Annotated in this window: 20 protein-coding genes; 4 read left to right on the top strand and 16 right to left on the bottom strand. The window is 60.4% G+C overall.

Annotation, left to right across the window (positions count from 1 at the left end):
• Window positions 1-9: 9 nt before the first annotated feature.
• The 3 genes from K0O24_RS03185 to K0O24_RS03175 all read right to left on the bottom strand — a co-directional run bounded on the left by K0O24_RS03185 (window position 10) and on the right by K0O24_RS03175 (window position 4,209).
• A complete protein-coding gene (locus K0O24_RS03185) occupies window positions 10-1,308 on the bottom strand; it encodes an FAD-dependent oxidoreductase (RefSeq protein ID WP_219894405.1) in 1,299 nt (432 codons plus the stop codon).
• A gap of 90 nt (window positions 1,309-1,398) precedes the next feature.
• Window positions 1,399-3,138, bottom strand: a complete 1,740-nt coding sequence (locus tag K0O24_RS03180; protein WP_219894404.1) for an N-acyl-D-amino-acid deacylase family protein — start codon at window positions 3,136-3,138, stop codon at window positions 1,399-1,401.
• A gap of 69 nt (window positions 3,139-3,207) precedes the next feature.
• On the bottom strand, window positions 3,208-4,209 hold the full coding sequence (locus tag K0O24_RS03175; protein ID WP_219894403.1) for an NADP-dependent oxidoreductase: 1,002 nt from the start codon (window positions 4,207-4,209) through the stop codon (window positions 3,208-3,210).
• A 111-nt stretch (window positions 4,210-4,320) separates the two neighbouring features.
• Here K0O24_RS03175 and K0O24_RS03170 point away from each other — a divergent pair, with 111 nt between their 5' ends.
• Window positions 4,321-5,505, top strand: a complete 1,185-nt coding sequence (locus tag K0O24_RS03170) for a BaiN/RdsA family NAD(P)/FAD-dependent oxidoreductase (RefSeq protein WP_219894402.1) — start codon at window positions 4,321-4,323, stop codon at window positions 5,503-5,505.
• Here the strand turns inward: K0O24_RS03170 and K0O24_RS03165 are convergent.
• The 10 genes from K0O24_RS03165 to K0O24_RS03120 all read right to left on the bottom strand — a co-directional run bounded on the left by K0O24_RS03165 (window position 5,500) and on the right by K0O24_RS03120 (window position 12,941).
• Window positions 5,500-5,967, bottom strand: coding sequence for an SRPBCC family protein (locus K0O24_RS03165; RefSeq protein WP_219894401.1), 468 nt, complete (start codon window positions 5,965-5,967; stop codon window positions 5,500-5,502). The genes K0O24_RS03170 and K0O24_RS03165 overlap by 6 nt on opposite strands.
• 22 nt (window positions 5,968-5,989) lie before the next feature.
• Entirely contained in the window at window positions 5,990-6,643 is a 654-nt protein-coding gene (locus K0O24_RS03160) for a glutathione S-transferase family protein (protein WP_219894400.1), read from the bottom strand.
• A gap of 1 nt (window position 6,644) precedes the next feature.
• On the bottom strand, window positions 6,645-7,130 hold the full coding sequence (locus K0O24_RS03155) for a VOC family protein (protein ID WP_219894399.1): 486 nt from the start codon (window positions 7,128-7,130) through the stop codon (window positions 6,645-6,647).
• On the bottom strand, window positions 7,127-7,549 hold the full coding sequence (locus tag K0O24_RS03150) for a sugar transporter (RefSeq protein WP_219894398.1): 423 nt from the start codon (window positions 7,547-7,549) through the stop codon (window positions 7,127-7,129). The genes K0O24_RS03155 and K0O24_RS03150 overlap by 4 nt, the downstream gene beginning before the upstream one ends.
• 11 nt (window positions 7,550-7,560) lie before the next feature.
• A complete protein-coding gene (locus K0O24_RS03145) occupies window positions 7,561-8,334 on the bottom strand; it encodes a VOC family protein (RefSeq protein ID WP_219894397.1) in 774 nt (257 codons plus the stop codon).
• A 35-nt stretch (window positions 8,335-8,369) separates the two neighbouring features.
• Window positions 8,370-9,047: a glutathione S-transferase family protein gene (locus K0O24_RS03140; RefSeq protein ID WP_219894396.1), complete on the bottom strand. Its 678-nt coding sequence runs from the start codon at window positions 9,045-9,047 to the stop codon at window positions 8,370-8,372.
• The gene (locus K0O24_RS03135; protein WP_219894395.1) at window positions 9,047-9,424 is read right to left on the bottom strand and encodes a DUF1428 domain-containing protein; all 378 of its coding nucleotides are present in this window, start codon (window positions 9,422-9,424) and stop codon (window positions 9,047-9,049) included. Before K0O24_RS03135 ends, K0O24_RS03140 begins: the two co-directional genes overlap by 1 nt.
• Before the next feature lie 12 nt (window positions 9,425-9,436).
• Window positions 9,437-9,847, bottom strand: a complete 411-nt coding sequence (locus tag K0O24_RS03130) for a VOC family protein (protein WP_219894394.1) — start codon at window positions 9,845-9,847, stop codon at window positions 9,437-9,439.
• Entirely contained in the window at window positions 9,847-10,470 is a 624-nt protein-coding gene (locus tag K0O24_RS03125; RefSeq protein WP_219894393.1) for a TetR/AcrR family transcriptional regulator, read from the bottom strand. Before K0O24_RS03125 ends, K0O24_RS03130 begins: the two co-directional genes overlap by 1 nt.
• 140 nt (window positions 10,471-10,610) lie before the next feature.
• The gene (locus K0O24_RS03120; protein WP_219894392.1) at window positions 10,611-12,941 is read right to left on the bottom strand and encodes a TonB-dependent receptor; all 2,331 of its coding nucleotides are present in this window, start codon (window positions 12,939-12,941) and stop codon (window positions 10,611-10,613) included.
• A gap of 260 nt (window positions 12,942-13,201) precedes the next feature.
• On the opposite strand from K0O24_RS03120, the gene K0O24_RS03115 reads away from it, so the two are divergent.
• The 3 genes from K0O24_RS03115 (at window position 13,202) to K0O24_RS03105 (ending at window position 16,261) form a co-directional block, all read left to right on the top strand.
• On the top strand, window positions 13,202-14,098 hold the full coding sequence (locus K0O24_RS03115) for an alpha/beta fold hydrolase (RefSeq protein ID WP_219894391.1): 897 nt from the start codon (window positions 13,202-13,204) through the stop codon (window positions 14,096-14,098).
• A gap of 42 nt (window positions 14,099-14,140) precedes the next feature.
• Window positions 14,141-15,964 carry a translation elongation factor 4 gene (gene lepA, locus K0O24_RS03110; RefSeq protein ID WP_219895444.1) on the top strand — a complete coding sequence of 608 codons (1,824 nt, stop codon included), beginning with the start codon at window positions 14,141-14,143 and terminating at the stop codon, window positions 15,962-15,964.
• 117 nt (window positions 15,965-16,081) lie between these two features.
• Window positions 16,082-16,261: a hypothetical protein gene (locus K0O24_RS03105; protein WP_219894390.1), complete on the top strand. Its 180-nt coding sequence runs from the start codon at window positions 16,082-16,084 to the stop codon at window positions 16,259-16,261.
• A gap of 9 nt (window positions 16,262-16,270) precedes the next feature.
• On the opposite strand, the gene K0O24_RS03100 is transcribed toward K0O24_RS03105, so the two are convergent.
• The 3 genes from K0O24_RS03100 to K0O24_RS03090 form a co-directional block, all read right to left on the bottom strand.
• A complete protein-coding gene (locus K0O24_RS03100) occupies window positions 16,271-16,657 on the bottom strand; it encodes a type II toxin-antitoxin system death-on-curing family toxin (protein ID WP_219894389.1) in 387 nt (128 codons plus the stop codon).
• A 6-nt stretch (window positions 16,658-16,663) separates the two neighbouring features.
• Window positions 16,664-16,891 (bottom strand): AbrB/MazE/SpoVT family DNA-binding domain-containing protein, encoded by a 228-nt coding sequence (locus K0O24_RS03095; protein ID WP_219894388.1) that lies wholly within the window; start codon window positions 16,889-16,891, stop codon window positions 16,664-16,666.
• A 155-nt stretch (window positions 16,892-17,046) separates the two neighbouring features.
• On the bottom strand, window positions 17,047-17,691 hold the full coding sequence (locus tag K0O24_RS03090) for a hypothetical protein (protein WP_219894386.1): 645 nt from the start codon (window positions 17,689-17,691) through the stop codon (window positions 17,047-17,049).
• Window positions 17,692-18,106 lie beyond the last annotated feature (415 nt).

The following is an 18,106-nucleotide window of genomic DNA, read 5'->3' as shown; positions in this document are numbered from 1 at the left end:
CCCCGCGGTTCAACCCCGCGCGGCAATCATGTCTTCGACCGCCACGAATTTCTCCCGGGGCGCCCCTTCGCGTGCGCGTGCGATTTCGGCTTGCTCGATCTTCTTCCAGTCGCGGAAGGTGACGATGTCGATGCCGCGCTGGGTCAGGAGAACATCCAGCCCGGACCGGCCCTGCTTGCCTTTGCCTAGCCCGATATCCGCTTCGATCAGGTCTACGGTCGCATATCCGTCGGGACGGTTTGTGCCAATCGTGCCGGTCGGCCCGCGGCGAGCCCAGCCGACGCAGTAGAGTCCGGGCAGGATCCGCCCCTCCGAATTGGCAAAGCGGCCTCGGCCATGTTCATAGGGCACGCCGTCGATGGGGGGAGTCTGGTAGCCAATGCATGAAATGACGAGCCCGCAGGGGATGACATAGGTCTCTCCCGTGCCGACGGAGCGCATGTCGGCATCAAGGCGCGTGCGTTCCACAATGACGCGCTCGACCTTGCCATCACCTTCGATCGCGATCGGGCTGGCGAAGAAATCGAATTCGATGGTTATGTCCTTCGGGTCGCCGGTATTGGCCGCGAATTCACGCAAATGCGTCACGGACTTGCGCATGCCCGGCTCCAGCAGCGCGTCATCGTCAAGGGGCGGGAAATCAGCGGGGTCGACGGCAGGTTTCGCGCGGATCAGATGACCAAGTTCGCCCAGTTCCTTCGGGGTCATCGCAATCTGGTGCGGGCCGCGGCGCCCGAGCAGCGTCACACGCTTTATGCCTGAATGGTCGAGCGCATCGAGCGCATGGGAGACAATATCGGCGCCGTCAAACTCTGCGCGTGTCTTGGCAAGAATGCGGGTGACATCCAGTGCCACATTGCCATTGCCGACAACGACTGCGCCGGGCCCCGCAAGTGGTGGCTCAAGATCGGCAAAGTCCGGGTGGCCGTTGTACCACCCCACAAAGGCAGCAGAGCCGAACACGCCTGGCAGGTTGCTTCCGGGCACATCCATCGTCCGGTCATTCGGCGCCCCTGTAGCCAGCACGACGGCATCGTATAGGGACATCAGTTCATCGACGCTCACATCGCGCCCGACCAGGACGTTCCCTACAAAGCGAACATTGTCAGACAGGTTTACGGCTTCGTAGCGCTTGGAAACACCCTTGATCGACTGGTGGTCAGGCGCAACCCCGAAGCGGATCAGGCCATAGGGAACAGGCAGCCGGTCTATGATATCCACGCGGACATCATCGCCGAACTTCTTCTGCGCGGCCTCTGCGGCGTAATAGCCCGCAGGACCTGATCCAACCACCGCTATATGGCGCATATGGGCTGACATCCCCTTGTGTTCGGCCCTGATGCTAACGGACCAGTCGCCAAGCGCAAGGGGGCAGCTGCACTCTGGTGGAGATGCGCCCTATTCTGCTGCCATCGCCAATTCCGTGGTCTGCGGCCCCCGCAGCACCACGCCGGGGTGGACGCCCAGATATTTGCCGTTCCGGAAGGTCACCTGGCCCGACTTGATCGTATAGTCATACCCTTCGGCCTTCTGGAGCAGGCGCTTGCCGCCCGCGGGCAGGTCGAACGCCAGCCAGGGCTTGCCAAGCTTGATCCTTGTCATGTCAATGACGTTGATGTCTGCCAGATAACCCGGTGCGATCAGGCCGCGATCCTCGAGATGATAGAGGAGCGCAGTATCCCGGCATTGGCGCTTGATCGCATTCTCCAGGCCGATCCGGGCCTTCTTGCGGTCGCGCACCCAGTGCTGGAGCATGAAAGTGGGGGATGCAGCATCGCAGATCGTCCCGCAATGTGCGCCGCCGTCCGACAGCGAATTGACCGTATCGTCCGCTTGCTGCAGCGCCTCGAGGAAATCGAGGTTGCCATCGGCATAGTTGAGGATCGGGAAATAGATGAAGCCCTTGCCCTCATCGCGCATCAGCAGGTCATAGGCATATTCGTCGCCCGACACGCCAGCGGCGGCGGCACGCGCCATGATGCTCTCCGCCTGGGTCGGCTCATAGTTGAAGTCCGGGTCCATCTCGAACTGGATGAACCAGCCGCCTGCAACAATTTTCAAAAGCTCTGCGATATCACTCTCTGGAAAGACATTCGCTTCGGAGAGCATGCGCGCCTTGAAAGCCGGATCCTTGAGATGCGCCAGCTGCTGCTCCCACGGGAGGCCCTCGATCTCGACCCAAGCGGGCTTGAAGCGGAAAGGATGGACCGTTCCCTGCCAGGCCATCACAATGCCATTCCCCCGCAGGGCAATCTGGGCGACGATATTGGCGCCCTTGGCATTTTCGGCGCGCATTGTCGCAATCTGTTCATCAAGCGGCAGTTCCTTGGCGATCGACTGGAGTGCCGCAAAGGTCACGGGCATGCCGGTTTCCCGGCTGAGTTCGCCCATCCAGTCAAACTCGTTCCATTCGCGTTTCAGGTCGGATGCCATTTCGAACACGCCATAGCCAACCCGGCCCATCGCCCGTCCGATGCCCAGCAACTCTTCCTTGGTTGCTGTCGTTCCGGGAACGAGCACGCCATCAACAGACTTGTGGAGGACGGTTCGAGAGGTCGAGAAACCGAGCGCACCGGCGCGCAGGCCTTCCTCGACGATTCTCGACATTTGCGCGATATCGGTTTCGGTCGGCGGCTCGTTGTTCGCTCCGCGTTCTCCCATCACATAGGCGCGGACGGCGCCGTGCGGGACATGCGTTCCGACATCGACTGTGCGCGGCAGCTTTTCGAGCGCATCGAGATATTCCGGAAACGTCTCCCAATCCCAGGTCATGCCTTCGGCGAGCGCAGTGCCGGGAATATCCTCAACGCCTTCCATCAAGCCGATCAGCCAGTCGTGCTTGTCGGGCTTGGCTGGCGCGAAGCCGACGCCGCAGTTGCCCATCACGACCGTTGTCACACCGTGCCAGCTTGAGGGCGCCATTTCCGGATCCCACGTGGCCTGACCGTCATAATGGGTGTGAACATCGACGAATCCGGGCGTGACGATCCTGTCTGTCGCGTCGATTTCTTCGCGACCATTGGCGTCAACCTTGCCAACCGCCGTGATCAGCCCGCCATCAATGGCAATGTCGCCCTTGTAGGACGGCCCACCGGTCCCATCGACAATTGTTCCGCCACGGATCACCAGATCGTGCATTTCGACTCTCCCAAGCTTCAATTTCAATTCAAGACTATCATAGATTGACGTTAACGGAAGGCCGAAACCTCATAGGGTGACGACGACCTTGCCCTTGGCACGTCCGGCCTCGAGATAGGCCATTGCGTCGGCAATCCGTTCAAAGGGAAATTGCCTGTCGACAATGATCTTCAATGTTCCCGCATCGACCATGGCGGCGAGTTCGGAAAGGTCGGTGCTGTTCGGGTGAAGAAAATAGTAATGATAGGAAACGCCATTGGCAGCGGCCTTTCGGCGCAAGGCGAGGCTCGCAAACCAGAACAGGGCCTTGATCCCTGCGCCTATGCCCAGCGCCTTGCTGGCAGCCGAAGGCGTCGGCAGGCCGGCAATCGAAATGACCGTGCTGCCTGGACGGGCAACCTTGAAGCAGGCGTCCAACGTCTCTCCGCCCGCCAGATCGAATACGGCGTCGAATTTGCGGCCGACGCCTGCAAGGTCGGTGGTCGTGTAGTCAATCACATGATCGGCACCCATCTCACGTACCAGCGCATCACCGCGCGGCGAGGCCGTCGTCGACACCTCGGCTCCCATGCTCTTGGCAAGCTGGATCGCCAGGCAACCGACCCCGCCCGCGCCTGCGGTAATCAGCACATGCATGCCGGGCCGAATGTGGAGCAGGTCCCGCAGCGCCTGCTGCGCGGTTTGTCCTGCGAGTGGCAGGGCACTGGCTGTGGCGAGGTCGATCGAGCTTGGCGCCAGACTTGCGCAACGCGCATCAATACGTGCCACTTCGGCAAAGCTGCCCATGTCGTTGATCCGGGAACAGGCGATCACGCGATCGCCAACCTTGAACCCCGCAACGGCCGACCCGACGGCAATCACTTCGCCCGCAAGATCGTTTCCAAGAGTGGCGGGCAGCTTCGGCCGATAGAGCACGCGCAGTGCCCCCTGACGTGTCTTGTAGTCCACCGGATTCAGGCTGACGCCGGCAATCCGCACCAGCAGGTCATGGGCGCGCAGCTCCGGTTCCGGTGCCTCGTCCAGCGATGCGCACTCTGGCCCGCCATAGCGATGGATCCGATAAGCCTTCATCTCGCGCCTCTTTCCTTATTGTTCCCCAGAACTCTGTGCGGGGGCCTGAAGGTGCTTGCAAGGAATTTTGCCTGTCTGGCGGTCTGCCGCCTCGCGGTCTAAGGCACTGCGGTGACGCAGGGCCCGGAAACATTCGATGCCATCATCCTCGGCGCCGGCGGGGCGGGAATGATGTGCGCCGCAACCGCCGGACAGCGCGGCAAGGCGGTGCTGCTCGTCGATCACGCCGAAGCGCCGGGCAAGAAGATCCTCATTTCGGGCGGCGGGCGGTGCAATTTCACGAACGTCTTCACCGCTGCCGACCGCTACATTTCGGCGAACCCCCATTTCGCCAAATCGGCGCTGGGCCGATATCGACCGGAGGATTTCATCACGCTTGTCGAGGCGCACAGGATTGCCTGGCATGAAAAGACGCTGGGCCAGCTCTTCTGTGATGGATCGGCGCGCCAGATTGTCGATATGCTCCTTGAGGAATGCGCTGCGGGCAACGTGGACATGGCCTTGGGAGAGGCGATCTCCAGCGTCGACCATGCAGACGGCCTGTTCCGCATTGCCTTTGGCGGGCGACAGGTGGCTGCGCCCGCACTTGTCATTGCCACAGGCGGCCTCTCGATCCCGAAGATGGGCGCTACCGGTTTTGCCTATGATCTGGCGCGCAAGTTCGGACTGAAAGTGGTCGAGCCGCGTCCCGCGCTGGTGCCCTTCACGCTTGGTCCGGACGATGCGTTGTTTACCTCGCTCTCGGGCGTCTCCGCCGACGTCATCGCGCGGACCGGGAAGGTAGCATTTCGTGAAGCGGCACTCTTCACGCATCGCGGATTGTCCGGGCCGGCCATTCTGCAGGTCTCATCCTATTGGCGGCACCGGGATCCGGTCGAGATCAATTTCCTGCCAGACCAGCCCGACGGCTGGCTGCGCGCCCTCAAGCGCGACAATGCACGTTTCACGTTACGCCGGGCCTTGGCCGACCGCCTTCCCGACCGGCTGGCACAGGCCCTGGCAGACCGGATTGGCGCGACGGGAGAGCTTGGCGAGCGGAAGGACGCAGCGTTAGCGCAGGTCGAACGGCATCTGGCCCGATGGACATTCCACCCGAACGGAACCGAGGGCTTTGCCAAGGCCGAAGTCACGGTCGGTGGAATCGCCACCGATGGGCTGTCATCACAAACCATGGAGGCGCGGCGGATCCCCGGTCTCTATGCGATTGGCGAAGCGGTGGACGTCACGGGCTGGCTCGGCGGCTATAATTTTCAATGGGCCTGGGCAAGCGGCGTCGCGGCGGGGCAGGCCTTATGATCGGGATCGAGATACAGTTTCTGCCAGTTCGGCCAACTGTCCGGCGACCGCAGTCCAGCCGGCTTCAAATCCCATATCCTTGTGCTGGTTGAAGGCCGCTTCGCTCCAGTGTCGTGCACCGGCGCGATAGTGCGTACCATCTCCATCGGGCGTCAGTTCGAAAAAGCCGACCATGAACGGACCTTGCGGAATCCAGCCTGATTTGAAGGCATCGGTAAAGACAATCAGCCGTTCAGGTACGATCTCCAGGAAGACGCCCTCCCCCCCAGATTCCTCACCATTGGGGCCATACATCATGACGGCATTCCGGCCGCCGGGGCGCCAATCCTGCTCGATAATTTCGCTGCGCCAGGGCTTTGGACACCACCATTCGGCGAGCCGTTCAGTCATCACTTGCCAGACAATCCCTGGTGGAGCCGCGATATGGCGTTCGATGGCGAGTTCGAGGGGAGCCTCAGTCATTGTTCATTTCCTCTCCAAGGATTCAATCGCGGTCAGGCGCGCCCAGCGGGAAGAGCGCGCGATAGGGGCGGGCTTCATCTACGGTACGCGCAACAGACGGCCGAGCCAGCAGGCGCGCACGATAGGCTCGCAGGTTGGCGTGCGTCGTGTCGATCGGATGGACCCAATCTGCATAAAAGAGTGATGGTGCGGCTGCGCAGTCAGCGAGTGAAAAGTCGTTGCCATTTGCCCACTCGCGCCCATCCAACCGACTGTCGAGCCAGCCATAAATGGTATCGAGCGTCCTGCGCGCCTTGTCGACGCCGATGGGATCGCGATCCTCAGCCGGGCGGAGTTCATGGTCAACAAAGGCCTGCAGTGGCGTCATCACATAATTGTCGAATACCCGATCGAGCATGCGCGTCTCGACCGCGAGCGCGGGATCGGACGGGATGAATGCAACGTCCCCGGGATGAAAGGCCGCCAGATGCTCGATGATGGCCGTCGCTTCGAAGATCACGGTTCTGCCGTCTTTGAGAAGGGGAAATTTCGCGATCGGCCAAAGCCCGGCGAATTCGGCGAATGTCTCCGGATTGTCAGGGCCGAGCATCCGGAATTCGAACGGCGTGCCATTCTCGTAGAGCGGGATAAGGGCCTTCCAAGTATAGGAGGAAAAGGGATGTCCAAACAAATCCATCTCAGACGTCGCCCTGTTCGGCAACGGCACGCTCGATCGTCGCGATGTCGATCTTGGTCATCGGCATCATTGCGGTAAAGGCGCGCCTCGCCGTGTCACCGCCGGCGGCCATCGCTTTGGTCAGGGCATTGGGCGTGATCTGCCAGGACAATCCCCATTTGTCCTGGCACCAGCCGCACCGGCTCTCCTGACCGCCGCTTGAAATGATTGCATCCCAATAGCGATCGGTTTCCTCCTGGGTTTCGGTGGGCACCTGAAATGAAAAGGCTTCGCTGTGCGTGAATCTGGGTCCACCGTTGAGGCCGATGCAGGCAAGCCCAAGCAAGGTGAACTCCACTGTCAGAACGTCCCCGGCCTTCCCGTCCGGAAAATCTGCAGGTGCCCGGTGGACGGCGTCAACATGGCTATCAGGGAAGGTGGCAGCATAGAAGTGTGCCGCCTCCTCGGCGTCCTTGTTGTACCAGAGACAGAGTTTGACCGCGCTCATGCCAGCCACCCCTTGCTGCGCCAGCGGTATGCCAGCCAAAGCTGAGCGCCGCCGACGCCAATCAGGAACAGCGGAAAGGCCATCAGGCCATAGCCTTCGCGGGCAGCAGTCTCAAGCAGGACAGGATTGGTGAACTGGATGACGAGCGCGAGCAGGCTGACCGCAAAGAGCGGAACCGCCACCTTGTGCCGCCGCCACAGGGCGGCTGCGCCCAGCGTGCCGGCGATGACTGCGGTTGCATAGGCAATCCAGACGCGGGCCGACATATGGGTCCAGAGGAATTGCTGCGTCGACGGCATCTGCGCGATATCCTGTGCGTCCATGCGCCATTGGCTGACAAACATGGCAACGCCAATAAGGTTCCAGATCAGGAGGCCAAGGGCGATCCAGCGAAGCGCTGGCGGATGAGGGGTTTGCATTGTGCGTCTCCTCAATTCTTCCTGCCAACAAGGCCGAAAGCAGCGCCTTGCGGATCGACTCCCTGAAGGGACCATTGATCGCCCGGAACCTCATGCGGCCCGGACAGGATCTTGCCGCCTTCCGCCGTCACGCTGTTTGCCGCGACATCAATGTCCGCGACGCGGAAATAGTAATTCCATGCAGATGATGGGCTTTCGGGCGGGCAGTTCATCATGGCCCCAATCTGCACGCCGCCCTGTGCAATGAACGTATAATCGCCCATTGGCCCCATGTTCATTGCGCCATTCTTCGCCCATCCGAACTGGCTTGCATAAAAGGAGAAGGCTGCCTCCTGGTCGCTCGTGAACAGTTCGTTCCAGGCGCAATAGCCAACAGTGTCGACGGCGAAGACAGTGCTGACAGCTTCGGATGCGCCGCGCATGAGATAGAAGGGCACGCCCTGGGGATCGCTGACCATGGCGATGCGGCCGACGCCGGGGATGTCATAGGCCGGCATGATGATCGTACCGCCTGCCGTGACAATGGCCGCAACCGACAGGTCTACGTCGTCGACCCCGATATAACCCATCCAGCACGGTCGTGCGCCGCCGGCGATCATGTCGGGCGTCAGCTTCAACATCCCCCCGGCATTGCCATCAGGTGCCGCAATCATGCGATAGTCCATGTCGCCCGGCGGCTGGCTATCGATCGTCCAGCCAACGACGGCGGAATAGAAGCGTCGCGCGCCTTCAGGATCGGGAGTCATCAACTCATACCAGATGAAATCGCCTTGCTGGTTCGACATTTTACTCTCCTTGGAAAAAACACTTTCAGGCGGCTTCAAGCTGCGATCGGCGCATGCCTTTCAAAAGCCTCCAGTTGCGCTGCCATGGCGGCCTGGAAAGCGGGGCGTGCCGTCCCTCGTTCAAGATAGGCAGCCAGATTGGGATGCTCTGCAACCAACTCCATTTCCGGCACGGCGCGCAGCACATCGACCATCAACAGGTCGCCAATGGTAAACCGGTCTTCGAGCCATTCTCGTTCGCCGAGCGCGCTGGCAAGCTGGCCTAGCCGCATCCTTGCAAAGGGACGGATCGCATCCAGTCCTGCTTGCTGCCAATCCGTGCCATCCGCGACGAAGCGGATCATGAAGAGCATCTGCACGAACGGTTCTATGCTGTTGAGGGCCGCGAACGTCCAGCTGATGGCCCGGGCACGACCGGCTTCGTCGCGCGGCAAAAGTCGCTCATCCTTCTCACCGATATGCAGGAGGATCGCGCCCGATTCGAACAGCGACAAACCAGCTTCCCGAAAGACAGGCACCTGCCCGAATGGCTGATCGGCAAGATGCTCGGCAGATTTTTCGCCGCCTGCGCCGCCAAAGAGGCGTTCGCGATAGGGCAGGCCGATTTCCTCCAACGCCCATCGGACACGCATGTCCTTGACATACCCGACGGCGGTTGGCGGAACCCATTGATAGGCGGAGACTTCAATCGAGGCATTTGGATCGACAGGCATCACGCCGCTCCCTTCACATCGACTACGGGCGCAAATCCGCCGAAAATCATGCGTTTCCCGTCAAAAGGTATCGGATTTTTTGCCGGGTCCATCCGCGGGTCTGTGTTCTTGGGATCGGTCAATTTGGCAAAAGCGGCGTCGCGCGTTGCCTTGTCTGGCCACTCGATCCAGCTGAAGAGCACCTCTTCGTTTGCCTCGGCCTTCACTGCCATGCGGAAATCGGTCGTCGTGCCATCGGGCACATCGTCCCCCCAGCACTCGACAATGCGCAATGCCCCCAATTCGACGAACATTTCGGCAGCGACTGAAGCGTGATCAATGAATGCCTGCCGTTTTGCCTTGGGACAAGGGATCACAAAGCCATCGATATAAGTCATCGCCAATTCCTTTCACGCACCTGCTGGCATCGCCGCGGGGTCCATCCACATCGCGCCCCAGACATGGCCATCGGGATCGATCAGGTCGCGGCTGTACATGAAGCCGAGATCCTGGGCCGGATTGATGTCTGCTGTCCCGCCATGGGCAGCCGCGGCCTCGTTCATCGCGTCCACAGCCTCCTTGCTGGTGAGCGAAAGGTTGAACGCGACTTCGCTTGAAGATGCAGGCGGTATCGGACGGTCAGTGAAGCTCTTCCACTTTTCGTGCGTCAGCAGCATGACATGAATGGCCTCGCTCCACACCATGCAGGCCCCTGCATCGTCCGAAAAATGCGGGTTGTGCGTGAATCCGATCCCTTCGTAGAATGCTGTTGCTTTCGGCAAATCGACAACCGGCAAGCTTATGAAGATCATCTTCGCCATCACTGCGCCCTTTTGAACAACATCTCGAAATAGCGTTTCAGATGCGCGACGGTTTCGCGCGCGATGTCTGCGCCGCCCTTCGCCTTGGCGAGGATGAAGCCGCCCTGCAGTACCGCCTGGATGTGGAGCGCAAGGCTCTTCGCCGATACGTCCTTCACGTCATATCGAGCAATCGCTTCGGCAATATCAGCCTCCAGCATTGCAGCATTGCCGGAGATGCTGGCATCACAGGCGTCGCGAATGGCCGGGCTCGTATGGAAGCATTCCTGGACCATTGTGCCGGCAACGCAGGTGAAACCCTCGACCGGGCCCTTGATCAGTTCGGAGCGGAAATCGATATAGCCCAGAACGCGGTCGAGCGGGTCCTCATGCCAATTATAGGGCGCTTCGCGGAAAAAGGCCCCGGTTGTCTCCGACCAGAAGTCTGCAGCCGCCACCCCCAGCGCCTCCTTGCTGGCAAAGTGGTGAAAGAAGGCGCCCTTCGTCACACCGGCGGCCGTGCACAAATCATCGACTGACGTGCCGGCAAACCCCTTGGTCCGGATGAGTGTGGTTGCGGCTTCGAGCAGCTTTGCCTTGGCACCGACTGGCACGGGACGGAATGTCCGATTCGTTTGCATCATCTATGCATACCGACCGGTTGGTATGTGTCAAGCCGGCGCGCAAAGGTCGCCCGACGCCCTTGCGCAGGCAGGGGCCCGTTTGATGCCTTGGCACTCAGCGTCCCCGAAAGGCCCCTGCCTGCGCAGGGGCGTCGGGTGATCTAGAACTTGAAGCCGGCTTCCACGCCCCAGATTCGGGGTTCGTTGACGAATCCGGTCAGGTTGTTGAAATCGATGCCACCGACCGCAGAGGTATCCTTGGTGATGTTGCGGACAAAGGCGGCAATGTCATAGCGATCGGTCTTGTAGCCGAGCCGCAAGCCGCCTTCGAGCAGATGGTCATCCTGGAACTCGACGGACTCATACAGGAAGAAATTGATCTTCGAGCGATAAGCCCAATCGGTATAGGCATAGACTTCGCCATCGCCGACCGGAACCGAATAGCGTGCGGTCCAGTTGGCAATCCAGCGCGGGCTTTGCGGCAGGCTGTTCCCGTTGATGTTCACGATCGCAGCCGAGAAGGGTGCTGCAGCCACGACGATGGGATCGAGGATCGTGCACAGGGAGACATTGGGGAAGGTATCGGTCCGCACGGCACCGCACGCCGCTGTCGTCAGGTTCGGATCCTTGATCTTGGTGTTGTTGTAGCTGAGGCCCGCCGTCAGCAGCAGATGCCGGGATGGCTTGAATTCGGCATCAAGCTCGAAGCCATAGCCGCGCACCTTCTTGGCATTGATCAGGCGATTGGCATTCACGCCGCCACCCACGGCCGTCAGCTGCGCATTCTTCAGATCATAGTAGAAACCGCTCAGGTTGATGCGGCCCTTGCCGTCCAGAATGTCGGCCTTGATCCCGCTTTCATAGGAATAGATGGTTTCGGAATTGCCGACCGTCACGCCCGATTCAAGCGGCGTCGCCGTTGCAGGCGGGAAGAGGATGCGGCCCTGGATGCTGGGCGCACGATAGCCCTTGGCCGCCCGCGCATAGATGTTGACCGCATCGGTGAAGTCATACTTCGCCGTCAGGTCCCAGGTGATATTGTCATCCTTGACCGAGCGGTTGACCGTGCCAAGCGGGTTCTGGAGGAAGTTCGGGAACTGCGTGTCCTTTGTGCGGTCCACCTGATAGCGCCGCCGGTCATTGTTGTAGCGGATGCCGCCGGTCACGCTGAACTGGTCGGTCAGCTTGTAGGTCAGCGAGCCGAAGATGCCATAGGCCTTGCTCTTCTGGCGCTGCGTGACGACGATGTTGACGCCGCCCGTGGCATTGTTCGGATCGCCCAGCGTCGAATAATTCTCGCTCAGGATGCGCAGGCTTTCATCGAAATAGAAAAAGCCGCCTTGATAGGAGAGTGCACCGTCGCCATTGCTCTCGAAACGCAGTTCCTGCGTGAACTGGCTGAGCTTCGGCACGCTGTCGCGCGTTTCGGCCGTGAAGGGGATATAGCCGGGGCCGGTCAGGGCCGGCGGCAGGAACGACGCGCCAAAGCCGCCGTCGACATCGCCCACAGACGTGGCATCGCCATCCCAATAGCTGGTGACGGACACCAGAGAGACAGGTCCCGCATCATAGGTGATCCGCGCCGAGCCATTATAGGTGTTGACGTGCTGTTCGTTCTTCCCGTCGGTCGAGACCTGGTAACGGTTGAAGTTGGAATTCAGCCCCTTTTGCCCGCGCGTGAAGACATTGGCGCGGAACACGCGCGCCGTGCCGTCAAGCTGGCGCAGCTGGCCGCTCAGCAGGATGTCGAGATCGTCGCTTGGCTTGAAGAGAAGCTGGAGCCGGGCTGCGACTTCGTCATAGCCTTCAAGCGCATTCTTGGTAGTGCCAGAGGGCAGGACATTGTCGATATAGTCGCTCTGCCGCTGATAGAGCACCGAGAGACGGGCCGACACCTTGTCACCCGCAATCGGTCCACCGACCGCGCCCTGCGCGTTGAGGGCATTGAAGCGGCCATAGGAGACGCGGCCATATCCGCTCAGTTCGTCACCGGGCTTCACCGAATCGAACTTCACGATGCCTGCAGGCGTGTTGCGGCCGAACAGGGTGCCCTGCGGCCCGCGCAACACCTCGACACGGTCGAGGTCGAACACGGGAAAGCCCTTGAGGATCGGGTTTTCAAGGACGACATCGTCATACACGAGGCTGACCGGCTGTGAGGCGTTGAAATCGAAATCGGTATTGCCCAGTCCGCGGATATAGAAGCGCGGGAAGGTGCGTCCGAACGAGGATTCGACGATCAGGCTCGGCACGCGCGCGGAAAGGAAGCGGATGTCCGGACCGCCCGAGGCCATGGCATCGAGCTTCTCGCCCTTCACGGCCGTGATCGAGAGCGGAACGTCCTGCAGCTTTTCCTCGCGCCGCTGGGCGGTGACGACGATTTCGCCAAGGCCGTCATCAGTGGAGGCCCCCGCCGCATCTTGCGCGATTGCCGGTGTGGATACGCCTGCAAGAAGGATAAGGCTTGCAATTCGAAAATGCGATGAGCGCATGATGAGAGGACTCCGCGATGTAATTTGGAAGCCCGCAGTCGTGGCGGTTCTGACAGTGAGCGTCAATCCGGGCGGCCTAAAACCCGGTCGCTTTCCTGAACGCATGTTGCGCAAATGTAACGCATTAGCGGTCAGGGCGCCCTGCCTGGACATCTCTCCGGCGATTGCCGTGCCAGTCCGGTCCGTTTGCAGAGAGGCTGGATTTTTGCGGTGGGGGCAGGCAGGGGCAACGGCACAATGCATATGACTGAGGAGGATGCATGACCGCCTTTTCCTGGACCCCCGATCCCGGCTCCGGCATCACCCAGCGCTTCGTTGAGGCCAATGGCCAGACGTTCGAGCTCGCCGAATGCGGTTCGGGGGATCGGCTGGCCTTGATGCTGCATGGCTTTCCCGAGCTCAACTACAGTTGGCGGTTCCAGATGCCGATGCTTGCCGCGCGCAGCTGGCGGGTGTGGGCGCCGAACCTGCGTGGCTATGGTGCCTCGTCAAAGCCTGAGGGCGTTCGCGCCTATGCGCTTGATCATCTGACGGACGATGTGGCGGCCCTGATCGATGCCTCCGGTGCCAAGGAGGTCATGCTCGTTGCACATGACTGGGGCGCGATTGTCGCCTGGACCTTTGCGATCCGCAGGTTGCGGCCGCTCGTGAGGCTCGTCATCATGAACGTGCCGCACCCTATGGTCGGCATGCGCGAGATCCGGCATTGGCGACAGTTCCGGCGCAGCTGGTACATCTTCTTCTTCCAGCTTCCCCGCTTGCCCGAAGCGATGCTGACACGAGACGGCGCGCGCGGCATCAAGGGCGCATTCTGGAACATGGCCGTCGACAAGAGCCGCTTTCCCAAGGATGTGCTCCAGACCTATGCCGATGCGGCGCTTCGCCCCGGCGCGATCACCGCCATGGTCAACTATTACCGTGCGCTCTTGCGGCATGGCGACAGCGTCGATCTGGGGGACGGGCGGGTCGACGTACCGACGCTGATGGTCTGGGGAGAGGAGGACAGCGCGCTCAACATCCGGTGCACCGAAGGCACGGAGCAATGGGTTCCTGATTTGACGCTCCGCCGTCTCCCCGGCGTATCCCACTGGGTTCAGCAGGAAGCGCCGGAGGCCGTCAACACGATCCTGGGTAAGTGGCTGGACTCGCGCCCCTGATCCCCTTTGCCCTTTGCACCGGTCACTGCTAGGGGCGCGGCCATGTCTACGCCGCCCAGAACCGAACTCTCGCGCATCCGCAATTTTTCGATCATCGCGCATATCGATCATGGTAAGTCCACCCTGGCGGACCGGTTGATCCAGCGCACGGGTGGCTTGTCCGACCGCGAGATGACTGCGCAGGTCCTCGACAATATGGATATCGAGAAGGAACGCGGGATCACGATCAAGGCGCAGACGGTCCGCCTCAACTACACGGCGAAGGACGGCCTGCTCTACGAATTGAACCTGATGGACACGCCGGGCCATGTCGACTTTGCCTATGAAGTCAGCCGCAGCCTCGCCGCGTGCGAAGGCGCGCTGCTCGTGGTGGACGCAGCGCAAGGCGTGGAAGCGCAGACGCTCGCCAATGTCTATCAGTCGATCGAGCATGACCATGAGATCGTCCCCGTCATCAACAAGATCGACCTGCCCGCCGCCGAGCCGGATAAGGTCCGCCAAGAGATCGAGGAGATCATCGGCCTCGATGCGTCGGACGCTGTCCTGACCAGTGCCAAATCGGGGATCGGCATCGATGAAGTGCTCGAAGCCGTGGTGACGCGCATCCCGCCGCCCAAGGGAGACCGCGATGCGCCGCTGAAGGCGATGCTGGTCGACAGCTGGTATGACCCTTACCTCGGCGTCGTCATCCTGATCCGCGTCGTGGCGGGCGTCCTGAAGAAGGGCCAGTTGATCAAGTTCATGGCGACCGGCACCCAGCATCTGGTGGACCGCGTCGGCTGCATGCGCCCCAAGATCGAACAGCTCGAAGAACTCGCCGCCGGAGAGATCGGCTTCATCACCGCGCAGATCAAGGAAGTGGCCCAGACCCGCGTCGGCGATACGATCACCGATGCCAAGCGCCCCGCGGCCGAACCGCTCCCCGGGTTCAAGGAAGTCCAGCCGGTGGTCTTCTGCGGCCTCTTCCCCGTTGATGCGGCGGATTTCGAAAAGCTGCGCGAGAGCATTTCAAAGCTCCGCCTCAACGATGCGAGCTTCAGCTTCGAAACTGAAAGCAGTGCGGCGCTGGGCTTCGGCTTTCGCTGCGGGTTTCTCGGCCTGCTCCACCTGGAAATCATCCAGGAACGGCTGACCCGCGAATATGATCTGGACCTGATCACGACTGCGCCCAGCGTGGTCTATGAGATCAAGCTCAGCCACGGGCAGGGTGTGTTGCACCTCCACAATCCGGCCGACATGCCCGAACCGAACAAGATCGAGAGCATCGAGGAGCCGTGGATCGAAGCGACCATCTATGTCCCCGACGAATATCTCGGCAGCATCCTGAAGCTCTGCCAGGATCGGCGCGGCATCCAGAAGAACCTGACCTATGTCGGCGGCCGCGCGCAGGTGACCTATGAACTGCCGCTCAACGAAGTGGTGTTCGATTTCTATGACCGGCTGAAAAGCATCAGTCGCGGCTATGCCAGCTTCGACTATCACCAGATCGGCCACCGGGTGGGCGATCTCGTGAAGATGAACATCATGGTCAATTCCGAACCGGTCGACGCGCTGAGCATGATCGTCCACCGCGGCACGGCGGAAGCGCGCGGCCGCGGGATGTGCGAACGGCTGAAGGACCTGATCCCCCGCCACCTCTTCAAGATCCCGATCCAGGCCGCGATCGGCGGCAAGGTCATCGCGCGCGAAACAATCGCGGCGATGCGCAAGGACGTGACCGCGAAATGCTATGGCGGCGATATCAGCCGCAAGAAGAAGCTGCTCGACAAGCAGAAGGAAGGCAAGAAGCGGATGCGCGAATACGGCAGCGTAAGCATCCCGCAGGAAGCGTTCATCGCGGCGCTGAGGATGGGTGACGACAACTGACGTTCGTCACGCTGTACTCCTGCGAAAGCAGGAGCCCACACGCCGCATATCTGCTACCGAACTGGGCTCCTGCTTTCGCAGGAGTACAGCTTAGGGATGAGCAGAAAAGGAACCCCAATGGCCGAACGCTTCGAACGCCACCGCCAGCCCTGGACAAGCGATGAAATCCAGAAACTTCACACCCTCGCCAAAAAGGGCATGCCCCTGAAACAAATGGCCAAGGCCCTCACCCGCAGCGAGGACAGCATCAAGGACCGCGCAAAGGCGGACGGGCTGAAGATTGCGAAGTTGCGGTAGGGGCTCGCCCTATACCGCGAGGTGCCCCCGGAACCAATCAGCAAGCTCCTCCTCGGAAAGCTCGCCGGCTGCGAGCGCCATAACCGCAACGACCAGTTCGGCGTCCGTGGCATTTAAGGCATAGCCATTGAGGACAAGGAAAGTTTCCGCAACCACCGCAGCCGTCCGCTTGTTGCCATCGACAAAGGGATGGTTCCGCGCAATTCCGAAGGCATAGGCGGCCGCCAGTGCTGCCGCATCGGGTTCACCATAGGCGGCAAGGTTCTGCGCGCGCGCCATCGCGCTGTCGAGAAGGCGGGCATCACGTACGCTTTGACCGCCGCCATGCTCGGCCAGTTGTTCAAGATGTGCTGCCTCGGCCACGGCCAGCGCAACCCAGACCCAGTCCTGTGCCATTGTGGGTTACTTGGCGAGTTCGGCCAGCGCGCGCTTGCGACGCGCCATCACTTCGCGAGCCACTTCCATCTGCGCATCGAAGTCCGCCTCAGGCGCGGAAAGCTCGATCCCGCGCGGCGTCTTGGCAACGGACAAGGTCTGCCCGATGGACGTTTCCAGATGCGCCAGCAATTCCTTCGGCAGGATCACGCCCGCCGAATTGCCGATCTTCGTGACCTTGAGCTGCATGTTCATACGGATGTTATAACTGAGGACAGCGGGCAGCGCAATCTCGCTGCCATCTTTGAAGGCATGTGGGTGGATCGAATTGGCCATGGAAGCCAATACGTGCACCAGACGAGGGATGGATGCGGGTCATCAAGTGTCTGCTTTGGGGTGGAAAGCGGACCTTACGAATCCGCGGTGTCGAGATCGGCCGGATACCGCTTGTTCGCAAATCCCCAGGCGATAACGAGAAAGTATCCTGCAAATGCAAGATTACCATAGGGCTGGTTCAAGCCTGAAATAATGACGGCTACAAAGCCAAAACAACCAAGCTGACGAAAGCCGCGAGGCAGGCCCTTCGTGGTGCCGAGGTATGCAATCCAGTCCCGATTGCGATTGAATCCTAGTTCCTCTTTCGATTTGAAGGTGCGCGATAGCCCCTTTGTCATCGCCAGCGCAAAAGCCATCAAGCCAACAACAACGGCTAAAATATAAAAGGGCAAAACAGGCGCCGACATCCACCTTCCTAAAAGCGACGTGACAAAGGCCAAAACGGCGACGACGGGTGCGCGCTTTGACAGAATATCCAAGATTTGCTCGACGGACATGCAACGGAGGATGCCTGCCTTCGTCAATGTCCGCAATGGGATCGCAATCTGCAAGACCGCTACGTCTCTTTTGGGGTGGAAAGCGGCAACTTGTTCTGTGGTGCGGCATTGCTGGGATGCTAGATGCGAGACATCCCGCACTTTGGACAATTTCTGCCTTGGAAAATGTAATCCGCTGTTGGGAATCCAAAATTCTCTTTGCCCTTGCGAAAAAGGAGACATTTGCATCGTTCGCACCTAACGAACAGTATCAACGGAGCGACACAAAAAGTTACGGCAAACGCACCCAAGGCATAGGTTTCATTGTCCTGCCATATCCACATAATAGCCAACATCGCGTAGCATATTAGATGGAACAAATAGAACCAGACGCGAGCATAGGAAATGTTGCCGCTTTTCACCTTTAGCGCCTCGCCATTTGCGTGGTGTACGTATGACAAGCCTAATCGAGCAAAATTTCAACGTCCGCAATGGGGTCGAAAGCAGACGCCCAATTGTCCCTCGTCTCGATTGCCGAAGATGTCGGCAAAGCCCGCGCTATGCAAGGCGCGCAGCTGTGGGGTGTATTCAAAAATCCCGTCGCCCCTTCGCAGGCAGGGGCCTGTTTGAAACCTTGGCACTGACTCCCGAAGCGGCC

The sequence above is a fragment of the Aquisediminimonas profunda genome (assembly GCF_019443285.1).
GTDB classification, from domain to species: domain Bacteria; phylum Pseudomonadota; class Alphaproteobacteria; order Sphingomonadales; family Sphingomonadaceae; genus Aquisediminimonas; species Aquisediminimonas profunda.
The sequence above is the reverse complement of the archived record's forward strand: the minus strand, read 5'-3'. Positions and strand labels throughout refer to the sequence as shown.